General features: G+C 69.2%; 11 protein-coding genes. 6 read left to right on the top strand and 5 right to left on the bottom strand.

Annotation, left to right across the window (positions count from 1 at the left end; translation table 11 throughout):
• Positions 1-18: 18 nt before the first annotated feature.
• Positions 19-1,632, bottom strand: a complete 1,614-nt coding sequence (locus BJQ95_RS07520; RefSeq protein ID WP_165384942.1) for a PspC domain-containing protein — start codon at positions 1,630-1,632, stop codon at positions 19-21.
• A gap of 113 nt (positions 1,633-1,745) precedes the next feature.
• On the opposite strand from BJQ95_RS07520, the gene BJQ95_RS07515 reads away from it, so the two are divergent.
• Both BJQ95_RS07515 and BJQ95_RS07510 read left to right on the top strand, forming a co-directional pair.
• Positions 1,746-3,086 (top strand): ATP-binding protein, encoded by a 1,341-nt coding sequence (locus BJQ95_RS07515; protein WP_240694762.1) that lies wholly within the window; start codon positions 1,746-1,748, stop codon positions 3,084-3,086.
• A complete protein-coding gene (locus tag BJQ95_RS07510) occupies positions 3,083-3,760 on the top strand; it encodes a response regulator transcription factor (RefSeq protein WP_130177923.1) in 678 nt (225 codons plus the stop codon). The genes BJQ95_RS07515 and BJQ95_RS07510 overlap by 4 nt, the downstream gene beginning before the upstream one ends.
• 13 nt (positions 3,761-3,773) lie before the next feature.
• Here BJQ95_RS07510 and BJQ95_RS07505 read toward each other — a convergent pair whose 3' ends face one another.
• Positions 3,774-4,508 (bottom strand): glutamine amidotransferase, encoded by a 735-nt coding sequence (locus BJQ95_RS07505; RefSeq protein ID WP_130177922.1) that lies wholly within the window; start codon positions 4,506-4,508, stop codon positions 3,774-3,776.
• Positions 4,509-4,596: 88 nt separating this feature from the next.
• Here BJQ95_RS07505 and BJQ95_RS07500 point away from each other — a divergent pair, with 88 nt between their 5' ends.
• Positions 4,597-5,421, top strand: a complete 825-nt coding sequence (locus tag BJQ95_RS07500; RefSeq protein WP_130177921.1) for a thymidylate synthase — start codon at positions 4,597-4,599, stop codon at positions 5,419-5,421.
• Positions 5,422-5,479: 58 nt separating this feature from the next.
• A complete protein-coding gene (locus BJQ95_RS07495) occupies positions 5,480-5,965 on the top strand; it encodes a dihydrofolate reductase (RefSeq protein WP_130177941.1) in 486 nt (161 codons plus the stop codon).
• A gap of 183 nt (positions 5,966-6,148) precedes the next feature.
• On the opposite strand, the gene ligD is transcribed toward BJQ95_RS07495, so the two are convergent.
• Positions 6,149-7,171, bottom strand: a complete 1,023-nt coding sequence (gene ligD / locus BJQ95_RS07490; protein WP_130177920.1) for a non-homologous end-joining DNA ligase — start codon at positions 7,169-7,171, stop codon at positions 6,149-6,151.
• A 147-nt stretch (positions 7,172-7,318) separates the two neighbouring features.
• On the opposite strand from ligD, the gene BJQ95_RS07485 reads away from it, so the two are divergent.
• Together BJQ95_RS07485 and BJQ95_RS07480 are read left to right on the top strand one after the other, a co-directional pair.
• The gene (locus BJQ95_RS07485) at positions 7,319-8,851 is read left to right on the top strand and encodes an HNH endonuclease signature motif containing protein (RefSeq protein WP_256041572.1); all 1,533 of its coding nucleotides are present in this window, start codon (positions 7,319-7,321) and stop codon (positions 8,849-8,851) included.
• A 238-nt stretch (positions 8,852-9,089) separates the two neighbouring features.
• A complete protein-coding gene (locus BJQ95_RS07480) occupies positions 9,090-11,606 on the top strand; it encodes an FAD-dependent oxidoreductase (RefSeq protein WP_130178289.1) in 2,517 nt (838 codons plus the stop codon).
• Between the two features lie 67 nt (positions 11,607-11,673).
• Here BJQ95_RS07480 and BJQ95_RS07475 read toward each other — a convergent pair whose 3' ends face one another.
• Both BJQ95_RS07475 and BJQ95_RS07470 read right to left on the bottom strand, forming a co-directional pair.
• The gene (locus BJQ95_RS07475) at positions 11,674-12,144 is read right to left on the bottom strand and encodes a VOC family protein (protein ID WP_130178288.1); all 471 of its coding nucleotides are present in this window, start codon (positions 12,142-12,144) and stop codon (positions 11,674-11,676) included.
• A 127-nt stretch (positions 12,145-12,271) separates the two neighbouring features.
• The gene (locus BJQ95_RS07470) at positions 12,272-14,017 is read right to left on the bottom strand and encodes a bifunctional diguanylate cyclase/phosphodiesterase (protein ID WP_130178287.1); all 1,746 of its coding nucleotides are present in this window, start codon (positions 14,015-14,017) and stop codon (positions 12,272-12,274) included.
• Between the last annotated feature and the right edge of the window lie 12 nt (positions 14,018-14,029).

Below are 14,029 nucleotides of genomic sequence, written 5' to 3'. Positions count from 1 at the left end.
TGCGAGGGTGGCTGTCGGCTACCGCAGTGCCTGTTGGTTGATGGTGACCTGGCCGAAGAGCGTCCAGACCCGGACTGTCGTCACGCCTGTGCCTGCACCTTCGGCCACGATGCGGGAGTCGTTGAACAGCACCCCGCCGCGGTCAAGTTCTTGCTGGCCGGTGTAGTCGACCCCGCCAGCGAGGATGCTCGCGTCCACGGCCACGGTGCGGTTCTCGGGCAGCACCAACTCCACGTCGCCGAACGCGATCCAGACGTCGACGCTGTGGTCGGCGCTGGACGGCGCGTTGTCGACATCCGTCAGGTCGATGACGGGTGCGCCGGCGATCATCAGGAACCCGGTCGGGTTGTCTGTGTTGGAGCCGTCGGCACCGGAGTTACCGGCGTTGTAGCTGGTGGCGTTGTAGCGCCAGGTGGGATCGCCGAACGTGACCACGTCGGTTCCCGCGGGGATGAAGGCGGTCCAGGCCATCGAGACGGCCAGGACGATGCTGAAGAAGTTCAGCCAGCCGCCCTCCTTGCCGCGTACACCGGCCACCACGATACCCACGGCGATCACGGCGAGCGCGGCGGATGCCCCGACCAAGAAGGTGCTGTTGGACCAGGATCCGTCGGCCACGAAAGATGCCGCGACGGCGCCGACGCTGAGGGCGAGCCCGGCGACGACCGCGACGAAGCCGGCGCCCAACTGCTTGCGGCGACGCGAGGCCTGGTAGCGCCGCGGGTCGAAGGCGGCGGGAGTAGGAGCGGCGGGGACGGTCGGAGCAGAACCGTAGGGCGCCGATCCATAGGGCGCAGAGCCATTGGGCGCAGAGCCGTTGGGCTTACCCGTCAGATCGTCCCAGAGTGAGGCGCCGGTGGAGGCCGGCGGCTCCGGAACGGGCGGGACCGGCGGCACGAAAGTTGCGGTCGGGGCCGGCCGGGAGGTCGAGCCGGACTCGGACGGCGCGGACAGCGTCGGTGCGGACTCGGCAGGCGCGACCGGCTGGGACGCTGTCGCCGGCTGAGGGGTGGAGCCGGGCTGAGGGGTGGAGCCGGGCTGAGGAGCCGCGCCCTGCTGATACCCCCCGGCCCGAGGCCCGGCGGGGTAGCCGGATGGCTGGTTCCGCGAAGACGGCACCCGCCTGGCGATGTAGATCACCAGCACGATGATGCCCGCCGTCAGGCCGATGGCCCAGCTGGTGCGCAACAGCACCTCCAGCCAGCCGGGCATCCCCCAGACCTCTGGCGGTCCCTGCCACCAGATGCCCTGCATCCACGGGACGAACGTGAAGAACAGCAGCGCACCGACGACGATCATGGCCGGTTCGAAGATCTGCCGGGCGGCCTTCTCCACCAGGCTGCGGCCGGACTCGTCGGGCAGCAACGCCCAGCCCACCGCGTACAGGAAGAAGATCGGCCCGCCGAGGATGGCGATCACGACGGCTATGCCGCGCACGATCAGCGGGTCCAGTCCGGTGCGTGCCGCGATCGCACCGCACACGCCGGCGAGCCAACGCTCCTGGCCGCGCACGAAGCCGAGGCCGCGCACCCAGTCGAAGAACGCGGCCCCGCCGGGGGCCTTGGGCTGCCCGGAGGTGTTGGGGGCGCCGTACGGAGTAGTCGGCGGGTTGGAGGACGGTGTCTCGGTCATGACTCCATCTTGCTGCCGCGCCTGGCACCCGGCCATGGGGGAAGACCCTGATTGCACCCCGACGGAGCGACTCGGGGTGCGACCTGCACGGCCATGGGTGCTTGGATGGTGCTGTGACCCTCCTGCGTCCCACCGATCCCCGTTTCACCGGGCACCTCGTGCGGCCACGCCTGCGCATCGTGGCGGGCGTGTGCGCTGGGTTCGCCCGGCACTCCGGCCTGCCGGTCACCTTCGTGCGCACCGTCACGTTCGTGCTGGCCCTGTGCGGTGGGGCGGGCATGCTGCTCTACGGCTGGCTCTGGGCCACGACCCCCGACGAAACGGCGGATGGCGCTGGCGGCGACGGGCGCGGGGACCGGCTGCCCAAGGCCGCCCTCACCGGCTCCGGCCCGGCCCCACCCGGCCCGCGCACGGTGCCGGGCGACCTGCCCGCCGGCGCAGGGGCCGGCCCGGGAGCGGCGAGCGCAGCAGCGGCGGATGCCCCTGCCCGGGAGCCTCGTCGCGCGCCGGTGACCGAGATCCTCCTGGGGCTCGCGCTGGTCGGCACGGCCGGAGCGCTGATCGCCGACCGCCTCGGCGCCGACCTGCCTCTGGACGCCATCATCCCCGCGATCGTGGCGCTGGCAGGCACCGGGCTGGCCTGGCGCCAGTTCGCCGAGCTGCGCAGCGGCGCCGGTCCCCGCAGCTCTGGCATGCTGGTGCGCGCGCTCGGGGCGCTGGTGCTGGTGGCTCTGGGCATCCTGCTGTTCTTCGTCACCAGTGACAACCCCAACGTCTGGACCGTCGTCGTGGCGGCGCTGTCGGTGCTCGTCGGCGTGGCCGTGGTCGTCGCCCCGTGGGCGGTGCGGCTCACCCGCGATCTCTCCGACGAACGGGCGGCCAGGGAGCGGGAGGCCGGCCGGGCCGAGATGGCCGCGCACCTGCACGATTCGGTGCTGCAAACCCTCGCGCTCATCCAGCAGAAGGCCGGCCCGCACTCGGAGGCCGCCAGGCTCGCCCGCGCCCAGGAACGGGACTTGCGGGACTGGCTGTTCACCGGCGCCACGAACGGTCCCGTCGACCTGGCCGCCGAGCTCCGCGGCATAGCGACCACCGTCGAGCGTGATTTTGCGGTTCACGTGGATGTCGTCGCGGTCGGCTCCGTCGACCGCGAGGTGCCGGACGCCCTGCTCGCGGCCGCACGGGAAGCCATCCTCAACGCCGCCAGGCACGCCGGGGGCAGCGTCTCCGTCTACGTGGAGTCGTCGCCGAGGGCCATCGAGGTCAGCGTCACCGACCGCGGACCGGGCTTCTCCATCGGGGACATCCCGGCCGACCGGATGGGCGTGCGGGAGTCGATCCTGGCGCGCATGCAACGGGCCGGCGGCACAGCCTCCGTGCGCCCCGGCCCGGGTGGAACCGGCACCGAGATCCGGCTCTCCCTCCCCCTCGACAGCCAGGAAGACACCCCATGACCAAACCGACCTCCGGCACCCCCCGCGACCTCACCGTCGTGATCGTCGACGACCATTCGATCTTCAGGTCCGGGCTGCGCTCCGAGCTCGACCCCACGCTGCACGTGCTCGGCGAGGCCGCGACCGTCGACGAGGCAATCGCCGTGGTCGTCGCCACCCAGCCGCGGGTGGTGCTGCTGGACGTGCACCTGCCCGGTGGCACCGGGGGTGGCGGCGCCGAAGTGATCCACGCCGCCGCGCCGCTGGCCCCGTCGACCCTGTTCCTGGCCCTGAGCGTGTCGGACGCGGCGGACGACGTGGTCACCGTCATCCGTGCCGGTGCCCGCGGCTACATCACCAAGAGCGCGTCCGGCGCAGAGGTCTCGGATGCCGCCCGCCGGGTGGCCGGAGGCGACGCCGTCTTCTCGCCGCGCCTGGCCGGCTTCGTTCTCGACGCCTTCGGCGCTGTCGCCGGCGAGACCGCGGCGACCACCGACGAACTCGACAGGCTGTCGGCCAGGGAGCAGGAGGTGATGCGTCTGATTGCCCGCGGCTACGCCTACAAGGAGGTGGCCAGCGCGCTGTTCATCTCCCCCAAGACCGTGGAGACCCACGTGTCGGCGGTGCTGCGCAAACTGCAGCTGTCCAGCCGGCACGAGCTCACCGCCTGGGCGACGGCGCGCAAACTGCTCTGAGCCGGCCCCGGTTCTAGGCGGTGCCGAACCGCTCCACGAACGCCTTCATGATGGTGGCCGGCTCGGTCACCGAGGAGGCGTCGATGGCGGCCATCACCTCATCGTAAGCATCCGGTGCGAAGTAACCGTTGTCGTGGTACACCCGCAGCCGGGTGAGGATGCCGGCCTGTGTGAGCTCGGGGTGGAACTGCGTGGCGTAGACGTTCCGGCCGATCCTGAACGCCTGAACCGGGCAGTCCTCCCCGGTGGCCAGCAGCACGGCACCCGTCGGCAGCACCGTGCAGGCCTCCTTGTGCCCCACGAAGGCCTCGAAGGTGTCCGTGACCCGGCCGAACAGCTGGTCGACCACGCCCTCCGTGGTGAGGCTCACCACGATGGGACCGGCCACCTCCGACCAGGTGTCGTCGACGACGCCGTCGAGGTAGCTGGTGAGCAGGCCGATGCCGTAGCAGGCGCCGAGGAACGGGAAGTCCTGTGCCACCACGTCGTCGAGCAGGCCGGCCAGTTCGCGCTCGACGCGGTGCTGCACCGCTGACTTGGTCTCGTCGGGGTCGCTCGCGTTGAACGGGCTGCCGCCCACGATCACGCCGGAGTAGTCGCCGAGGGCGATCGGCGGCATCGGTGCGGCCTCGAGGCGCACCCTGTGCAGCTGCCCGGGCATCAGCCCGCCGGCCGCCAGGAACCCCGCGTATTCGTCGTCGGCGGCTTCATCCTCGGAACGGGTCGCCAGCAGCAGAAAGGGCTTCACCGCCCCATGTTATCGAGGATGGGGCCCTGGGCACCGGATGTGACGGCTCCCTTCTGGCAGCGGCCGGGCACGCTGTAGATTTGATTCGATGAACACTGCAGCCGAGCCAAGCTCCATTGCCACGCCCTACGAAGACCTGCTGCGCCTGGTTCTGGAAACCGGGGCGACCAAGGCCGACCGCACCGGCACCGGCACGCTCAGCGTGTTCGGCGCCCAGCTGCGCTTCGACCTCAGCAAGGGTTTCCCGCTGATCACCACCAAGAAGGTGCATTTTCCGTCGCTGGCCTATGAACTGCTCTGGTTCCTGCGCGGCGAGAGCAATGTGGGTTGGCTTCAGGAGCACGGCGTGCGTATCTGGAATGAGTGGGCCGACGAACAGGGTGAGCTCGGCCCGGTCTACGGCGTGCAGTGGCGGTCCTGGCCCACCCCGGCGGGAGGGCACATCGACCAGATCGCCCAGGTCATCGAGACCCTCAAGACCGACCCGGACTCGCGGCGCATCATCGTGTCGGCCTGGAACGTCGCCGACATCCCCGAGATGGCGCTGGCCCCGTGCCACGCGCTGTTCCAGTTCTACGTGGCCGACGGCAAGCTCTCCTGCCAGCTCTACCAGCGCAGCGCCGACCTGTTCCTCGGCGTGCCGTTCAATATCGCCAGCTACGCGCTGCTCACCCACCTCGTCGCCGCGCAGACCGGCCTCGAGGTGGGCGACTTCATCTGGACCGGCGGCGACTGCCACATCTACTCCAACCATCTCGAGCAGGTCACCGAACAGCTCAGCCGCGCCCCGTACCCGGCTCCCCAGCTGAAGATCACCACCCAGCGCGACAGCATCTTCGACTACGAGTTCGAGGACCTCGAGGTCGTGGACTACGTGCACCACCCCGCGATCAAGGCCCCCGTTGCCGTCTGAGGCTCGGTCGGCGGCGGATGCACCGGATGCGCCTGCACCGGATGCGCCTGCCGCGCCGATCGGCCTGATCTGGGCTCAAGCGGTCAACGGGGTCATCGGCGACGCCGGCACCATCCCGTGGCGGCTCCCGGAAGACCTTGCACACTTCAAGGAACTCACTCTGGACGGCGCCGTCGTCATGGGCCGCCGCACCTGGGACTCGCTTCCGGAGCGGTTTCGTCCCCTGGCCGGCCGGCACAATGTCGTCATCACCCGCCAGCCGGACTGGGCCGCCGAGGGCGCCACGGTGGTGCACTCCCTGACCGACGCGCTGGCCGCCGCGGCTCCCGCTCCGGTCTGGGTGATCGGCGGGGGCGAGATCTACCGTCAGGCGCTGGATCTGGCCGACCACCTCGAGGTGACCGAGGTCGACCTCGATGCACCCGGCGACACCGTCGCCCCCACCCCCGGTGCGGCGTTCGCCCAGACCGCGGCCGGCGAGTGGCTCACCTCTCGCACCGACCTGCGCTACCGTTTCCTCCGCTACGAGCGCGTCACGGCCTGAAGACGAGCATCCGCTCTACCGGGGCGCCCGGCGCGGCAGGGCCGGCTGCGTGCGGAACTGCCCGTTCGGCTGGCCGAAGTTGTAGCAGTGCCGTCAGCTCACGAAAGCGGCTAAACGGTTGCTTCGGAGCTGCCGAAGCAGCCACACGGGCACTTTCGCGAGCTTCACGGCGCGCGGATGCCCCTACGGGTCGTCGCGGGCACGGCTGGGCTGCACCCGGGGCGGCTCGCCGGGCATCTTGGGGTACTCAGGCGGGAACGGCAGCTCGCCCAGGCCGGCGGCCAGATCGCGTTCCCACCAGTCGAGCAGCGTGTCGATACGGCCCGGTTTAGCGTGCATCGTGGACCACGGATCGCCGGTCGTGGCCAGCCGCTCTGGCACGGTCAGGATGGTGAACGTCGTGGGGTCGGACGTCTCGAGTTCGTCCCAGCCGATCGGACACGACACCGGGGCGTGCGCCAGCGCCCGTGGACTGTAGGCGCCGGCCATGGTGCGGTCCCGGTTCGCCTGGTTGAAGTCCACGAAGATGCGGGCTCCGCGCTCCTCCTTCCACCAGGCAGTGGTGACGGCTTTCGGCATCCGCCGTTCGACCTCACGGGCGGCCGCGATCACCGCGTGCCGCACCACCTGGAACTCGCGGGTCGGCTCGATGGGGGCGAAGACGTGCAGGCCGCGGTTGCCGGAGGTCTTGACGAACGCGGTGAGGCCCGCCTCGGCGAGCACCGCGCGCAGTTCGATGGCCACCGGGATCGCGTCGTCGAAGTCGGTGCCTGGCTGCGGGTCGAGGTCGATGCGCAGCTGGTCGGGATTGTCGGTGTTGCCCGCCCGGGACGGCCAGGGGTGAAAGACCACGGTGTTCATCTGCGCGGCCCAGACCGCACCGGCCGGTTCGTCGATCACGAGCTGCGGATGCGTGCGCCCGCTCGGGTAGACCACCGGCACCGCCCGCATGAACTCCGGGGCGCCCCTGGGCGGGTTCTTCGAGAAGAACTGTTCGCCGTCGATGCCGCCCGGAAACCGTTGCAGGGACACCGGGCGCTCACCGTTCGCCGCGACGAAGGGCTCCCCCACGGCCACGAGATACTCGGCCAGGTCGAGCTTGGTGATGCCCAGCTCCGGCCAGAGCACCCGGCTCGGGCTCGAGATGCGCATGACCCGGTCGCCGTGGGGCCCGGCTACGGTCAACTCCGTCGATTCGCTCGCCATCCCCCCAACCTAATCCCCTTCCGCGAACTGTGAGTTAAGCACCGTGTTTTCGTGATTTTGGGTGCTTTTCTCACGGTTCGCGGATGGGGTGGGACGGGGGGTGCGCGGGCAGGGGCGGTGTCGGTGGTAGGTGAGACGATCTCAGGTATGAGCATCACTGTTGAGGCACCAACGCCGGCTCCGGACGATGACGACCACTCTCCGACGCCCAGCCTGGACGAACAGGTCCAGGCCGATCTGATCCGCTACACCGAACTCATCGCGGCCCAGGACCGCCTGATCGCCAGGGCCCAGGCCCGCCGCATCGAACATCTCGTGGACATGCAGGACTGGAGCGAACAGCCCCAGGTCGCGTCCCGGCTGCACGGCAACCCGGAGAACATCCGCCTCGCCGACCACAACGCGGCCACGATGACGGCGGACCAGGCCCGCGCGGCCGCGCACAACCGGTGGGACGACCACGACGTCGCCCGGCGGACCATCGTGAGCGAAACCGCGTGCCTGACCCGGGTGGCCGAACGCACCATCGACCGGCAACTCGACGAGGCCCGGAACCTCTGCGGCTTCGCCCCGGCCACGTTCGAGGCCTTCGCGGCCGGACAGATCAGCTACCGGCACGCCACCACCCTGCTCGACCAACTGCGCTCACTCCCCACGGACCACCAAGCCGGGTTTGAAGAACGGATACTCCCGGAGGCCAAGCGACTCCCGGTGGGCCGGTTCCGCGACAAAGCCCGCCGGCTCCGCGAGCGGCTGCACCCGGAGTCCATCGTGACCCGCACCACCAACGCCCTCGCCGAGAGGCACACCCGGTGGGAGGCAGCCCCGGACGGGATGGGCTGGTTGCACTGGTACGGCACCGCCCACGACACCAAAGCCGCCTACACCCGGATCAACACCATGGCGGCGAAACTGAAAAAACTCGGCGACCCGTCGTCCGAGTCGGCACCGGAAGCAGGCAACTCGGATGTGCATGAGGAACAGAACAAGCGCACCCTCGATCAACTCCGCGCCGACATCACCCGGGCACTCCTGCTGGACGGCATCACCCCCGACGGGATGGGCGCCGGGATCCGCGGCACGGTCATGATCACCGTGCCCGTGCTCACCCTGCTCGGCCTGGACGAGGAACCCGCCGCCCTCGAGGGCTACGGCCCCATCTCCCCCGAGATGGCCCGACAGATCGCCGGACACGCCCCCAGCTTCACCCGACTACTCACCCACCCCGAAACCGGAGTCGTGCTCTCCCTGGGCAAAACCCAACACAAGAACACCACAGCCATGAAGAAGTGGCTGAGGGTGCGCGACGAAACCTGCCGATTCCCCGGCTGCTCCCGGCCCGCGGTCACCAGCGACATCGACCACACCCACGACTGGGCCGACGGCGGCACGACCGACTGCGACAACCTCGCCCATCTCTGCGAACCCCACCACCGACTCAAACACCTCACCCACTGGCGCGTCACTCAACAACCCGGCGGGATCCTGCTCTGGACCTCCCCAGGCAAACGCAGCTACCGCACCGACCCCGCCAACCCCATGGGACCACCCCGGCCACACGCCCCGGTGGTGGGTCCGAAAAGCCGGAAACGACCCCCGGAGGATAGCTACCTGATGCCTCCCCGGCACAGGTCGACGCGGACACCGACACCACCGGTCCCCGACGACCCGCCGTTCTAGTGACGTTCGGGGAGGCGGCTGTCGGGAGCGCTGAGGTGAGCTGACAGGCACACAATCGCGGTGATGACCTTCGGCACGGCCACTCGTCGGCCGCCTTCATCGAACGGTCATTCGGCAGGCCTAAAGTCCCGGGTCACCGGAGGGGCCGGGGTGTACTGTCAAAACAGCCCCGATAGATACCCACCGGGGTATCTGCTCGGCTGGCCGTGAGACCGTCCGGGCCAACGGAAGGCATCCCATGAAAATCGTCGTCGTTGGAGGCGTCGCTGCCGGCGCGTCCGTCGCCGCCCGGGCCCGTCGACTGGACGAGTTCGCGGACATCATCGTTCTCGAACGCGGCCACCACGTATCCTTCGCCAACTGCGGACTGCCCTACCACGTGGGTGAGGTGATCGCGGATCGAAGCCGCCTGCTGCTACAGACCCCGGAGAGCCTGCGCGAATCGCTTGATATCGACGTGCGCATCGGCCACGAGGTGACGGGCATCGACCGCGCCGCGCAGACCATCACCGTGCGCGAGGTCGACACCAATCGTGAGTACACCGAAAGCTACGACGCCCTCGCCCTGTGCCCGGGCGCCGAAGCCCTGCGCCCGCCGCTGCCCGGCATCAACCTGCCCGGCGTACACGTGCTCCGCCGCCTCGGCGACATGGATGCCATCAAGGGCCAGCTGGACGCCGCCCTGGCCCAGGCGGTGTCCGGAGTCCGCGGCCCCGTGCGCACCGTGGTCATCGGCGCGGGCTACATCGGCCTGGAAATGGCCGAGAACCTGGGGCGCCGCGGTGCCGCCGTGGACGTCGTCGAGATGAGCGACCAGATCCTGCCGCCGCTCGACCACGAGCTCTCGGTGCCGGTGGAGCATCACCTGCGCAGCCGGGGCATCAACCTGCACCTCTCCACGGCCGCCGCCGCATTCACCGCCCGTCCGGACGGGACTCTCGACGTGGAGTTGACCGACTCCACGGTGCTTCCGGCCGACCTGGTCATCCTCTCCGCCGGCGTGCGGCCGAACACCGCCCTCGCGGCGGCCGCCGGGCTGGCTATCGGCGCCCGCGGCGGCATCACGGTGGACACCCACATGCGAACCTCCGACCCGCACATCTGGGCTGCCGGCGACTCCGTCGAGACCCCGCACACTGTTTTGCCCGGCCAGTGGCTCGCTCCCCTGGCCGGACCCGCCAACCGGCAGGCCCGGGTGGCCGCCGAGAACATCTCCGGTCGCACCACCGAGTACCGTTCCACCCAGGGCACCTCCATCGTCAAGGTGTTCGACATGGTGGCCGGCGGCACCGGCGCCACCGAACGCCAGCTCCTGGCTGCGAACCTGCCGTACCGCGCGGTGCACGTGCACCCGTCCGGGCACGCCGGCTACTACCCCGGCACCGCGATGATGCAACTCAAGGTGCTCTTCTCCCCCGACACCGGGCGCGTCCTCGGCGCCCAGGCCGCCGGATTCGACGGTGTTGACAAACGCCTCGACGTGCTCGCCACCGCACTCCGCGCCGGCCAGACCGTCTACGACCTCGAGGAGCTCGAGCTTGCCTACGCCCCACCGTTCGGCTCGGCCAAGGACCCGGTGAACATGGCCGGCTTCGTGGCGAGCAACGTGCTGCGCGGCGACCTCACCCTCTGGTACGCCCAGGACTACCCGGACGCCACCGCCGGCGCGCGCCTGATCGACGTGCGCACCCCGGAGGAGTTCTCGATCTGGCACCTGCCGGGTGCCGAGAATGTGCCGCTGGGCAGCATCCGTACGGCGAGCTCGGGCTGGGACCACACCGTGCCGCTGCGGCTCTACTGCGCGGTCGGTTTCCGCAGCTATCTCGCCCATCGCGCGCTCGTGCAGCGGGGGTTCACGGATGTCGCCACCCTGTCGGGCGGTTCGGACACGTTCCGCTCCTGGCACGAGGTTGAGCCGGAGAACGACGAACCGCCGCAGCCGATGACCGCGTACGCCGAAGCCGCCCCGTTCCAGGCCTCGGCTGCAGCGAGCACCGCCCTCGCCCAGGGCTCCGGCGTGAAGGTAGACCTGGACTGCTCCGGCCTCGCCTGCCCCGGCCCGATCATGAAACTCTCCGAGAAGATGAAGGCCCTCACCCCCGGCGACGAGGTCGTTGTTCACGTGTCCGACCCCGGCTTCGCCAGCGACGCCCCGGCCTGGGCGAGGCGCAACGGCCATCAGCTGGTGGCCATCCAGCCCGAGGGTCCCGGCTATGTGGCCACCATGCGCAAGGGCGGCGCCGTCGCCCCGGCCGCCTCCGGCGCGAACGCCGCACCGGCCGGCCCGGGCAAGACCTCCTTCGTGGTGTTCTCCGGCGACCTCGACAAGGTTCTCGCGGCATTCATCATCGCCAACGGCGCCCTGGCCATGGGCGAAGAGGTGTCGATGTTCTTCACCTTCTGGGGGCTGAACTCACTGCGCCGCACCGACGCCCCCAAGCGGGACCGCAAACTGATGGACAAGATGTTCGCCACGATGATGCCCTCGGGCGCCGGCAGCCTCCCGCTCTCTCAGATGAACATGCTCGGTGCCGGTGCCGCGATGATCAAAAAGGTCATGAGAGACAACAAGGTAGCGCCACTGCCCGAGTTGATTGCATCCGCTCAGGCCGGCGGTGCACGCCTGATCGCGTGCACCATGACTATGGACCTGCTCGGCATAGCCGAACCGGACCTGATGCCCGGCGTCGAGCTTGGTGGCGTCGCGACGTTCCTCGGCGAGGCCTCGGAATCGACCACAACCCTCTTCATCTGATTCACGAACCGTGAGCTAAGCCCCGAAAAACTCCGATTCTCGGGGCTTTTCTCACAGTTCGCGGAACCTATACTGTGTCGCTGGAGGCGGCCTGCGGGGGCGCGGTCGCTGAAGCGTTCGCAGGGGCGCCCGCGATGTTGAGCATCCAGGCCACCCCGAATCTGTCGACACACATGCCGAAGCTGTCACCCCACGGCGCGGCCTCGAGCGGCATCGTCACCGAACCGCCGTCGACGAGCCGGTCCCAGTAGCCCCGCATTTCGGCGGCGTCGTCGCTCTCGCCACTGAGCGACACCGAGAAGTTGTTGCCGGGCGTGTACTCCATGGCATTAGGGGTGTCGGCCGCCATCAGGGACAGGCCGTTCGGAGTGGTGAGCGCGGCGTGCATGGTCTTGTCCTGCTCGCTCGGGTCCTCGCTGGCCTGGAACTCCGCGAAGGTACTGCGCGTCAATTCGCCGCCGAAGATCGAGTGGTAGAACTCCATCGCCTCCTTGGCGTTGTCGCGAAAACCGAGATAGGGGTTGAGTTTCGTGCTCATGATGACTCTCCTCGCTGAATGGTTCTCTGCGAATGGTTCTCTGCGAATGGTTATTTCTGAGGTGTGCGTCTGCCTTCGCTGCCGATTATCGACCGGCCCGCGCAGATACGCGAGGTGCTCCCGCGGATCAACACCCCTCCGACACGCACGACTGCACCGCCGGCACCAGATGGGCGGGCACGGGTCGCGAGATCAGGTATCCCTGCGCGGTGTCGCAGCCCATCGCTCTCAGAAGATGCAATTGACCGGCCCGCTCCACCCCTTCCGCGGTCACCCGCAGTCCCAATGCGTGGGCCGTGTCGATGACTCCGCCCACCAGGAGCGCATCCTGAGGCGAGTTCTCGATCGTGTCGATGAAAGTCTTGTCGATCTTCACCGTGGTCAGCGGGAGGTCGCGCAACATGGCCAGGGACGAGTACCCGGTTCCGTAGTCATCGAGCGCGATGCTCAGGCCCGCGTCCCGCAACGCCTGCAGCTGGCCGATCGCCCGCGGCAGGTCGGTGATCTCGGACCCCTCGGTGATCTCCACCTGCAACAGCCCGGGGGGCACCCGATGGGTGGCGAGCGCGGCGAGAACCTGGGGAACCACGGTACGAGCGGCGAGCTGCAGCGGCGACACATTGATCGCGATGCTGCGCGGCTCACCGGCATCCAGCCAGCGGCGCGCCTGCGCACACGCCTGGTCGATCACCCACTCACCGATGCGGTGGATGTCGCCGGACAGTTCGAAGATCGGAATGAACTCCGCCGGTGACACCTCGCCCAGCACCTTGTCGTGCCAGCGCAGCAACGCCTCGACGGCGGTGCACTCCCCCGTGACCAGGTTCAACTGCGGTTGGTAGTTGAGCGCGAAGGTCTCCGATTCAAATGCCGCCGCCAGCCGGCGCCGGATCAGCGCGTTGCGGGTGATCGGCGCGGCCCCCTTCCCGTCGAGCCGGGCCACCTGGCGTTTGCCGGATTTCTTGGCTTTGATCATGGCTCCGTCGGCGTGCCTGAGCAGCGCGTCGAGTTGGCTGAGCTCCAGTTCGTCGACCACATCGACGGCCATCGAGACGCCCACCGACGCCGACAGGTGCAGAGAATGGCCGTCGCTGGCAAACGGAGCGGCGGCGTGAAGCACCACCCGGTTTGCAACGTCCAGAGCCTGCGCCTCGGTGACGTTCACGAGTAGCGCCGCGAATTCATCGCCGCCGAGCCGGGCCAGAACATCCGCTGGACGCATCAGGCCCCGCAGCCTGTCGGCAAAACCGACCAGAACCTCGTCCCCGGCACGGTGGCCGAAGGTGTCGTTCACGGCCTTGAACCCGTCCAGGTCGATGAACAGCACAGCCACGCCGGCCAGGTCAGCCGCGGTGAAGGTCGAACCCCGCTCCTCGAGCTGCCGCCGGTTGGCGAGGCCCGTCAGGGAATCGTGCAGGGCGGCGTACCGGAAGTCGGCGGACAGCCGCTCGAACAGCTGAGAAACCGAGACAACCCCCGGTCCCGAATCGGTGAGTACCAGCACATCGCGGTAGCGGGATTCCTCCGGCAGGGTGAGGATGCGCTGCGCGGCGTGACCGAGCTCCAGGTGTCCCGGCAGCGAGAACGAGTTTGCCGACATCATCTGCGCGGCCGTTGATCGCACGTGCAGCCCGCGCCCGTAACCGAGTCGCCCGGTGAGCGTGTATTCCACGTGCTCACGAGACAGGAGCGCGAAGCGGTTGCCGTCGTGCACCACAATGGACCGCAGCCCACGTTCGGCCCGGAAGGTGCGATCGATGTCGGCCAGCGGGGTGTCGGCCGGCACCAGACGGGCCGGCGAGGCCAGTTCGCCCAGGCTGACGGGCCGGACAGCCCGCAGTTCCCGGTTCACCGTCTTCGTTACTTTGCTCATACAGAATGACTA

The organism is Cryobacterium sp. SO1, assembly GCF_004210215.2.
In the GTDB taxonomy this organism is placed as follows: domain Bacteria; phylum Actinomycetota; class Actinomycetes; order Actinomycetales; family Microbacteriaceae; genus Cryobacterium.
The sequence above is the reverse complement of the archived record's forward strand: the minus strand, read 5'-3'. Positions and strand labels throughout refer to the sequence as shown.

Bases quoted from the DNA above. Each gene is read 5' to 3' on its own strand.
- BJQ95_RS07520 (WP_165384942.1), bottom strand. From the start codon at position 1,632: ATGACCGAGACACCGTCCTCCAACCCGCCGACTACTCCGTACGGCGCC.
- BJQ95_RS07510 (WP_130177923.1), top strand. From the start codon at position 3,083: ATGACCAAACCGACCTCCGGCACCCCCCGCGACCTCACCGTCGTGATC.
- BJQ95_RS07500 (WP_130177921.1), top strand. From the start codon at position 4,597: ATGAACACTGCAGCCGAGCCAAGCTCCATTGCCACGCCCTACGAAGAC.
- ligD (WP_130177920.1), bottom strand. From the start codon at position 7,171: ATGGCGAGCGAATCGACGGAGTTGACCGTAGCCGGGCCCCACGGCGAC.
- BJQ95_RS07485 (WP_256041572.1), top strand. From the start codon at position 7,319: ATGAGCATCACTGTTGAGGCACCAACGCCGGCTCCGGACGATGACGAC.
- BJQ95_RS07480 (WP_130178289.1), top strand. From the start codon at position 9,090: ATGAAAATCGTCGTCGTTGGAGGCGTCGCTGCCGGCGCGTCCGTCGCC.
- BJQ95_RS07475 (WP_130178288.1), bottom strand. From the start codon at position 12,144: ATGAGCACGAAACTCAACCCCTATCTCGGTTTTCGCGACAACGCCAAG.
- BJQ95_RS07470 (WP_130178287.1), bottom strand. From the start codon at position 14,017: ATGAGCAAAGTAACGAAGACGGTGAACCGGGAACTGCGGGCTGTCCGG.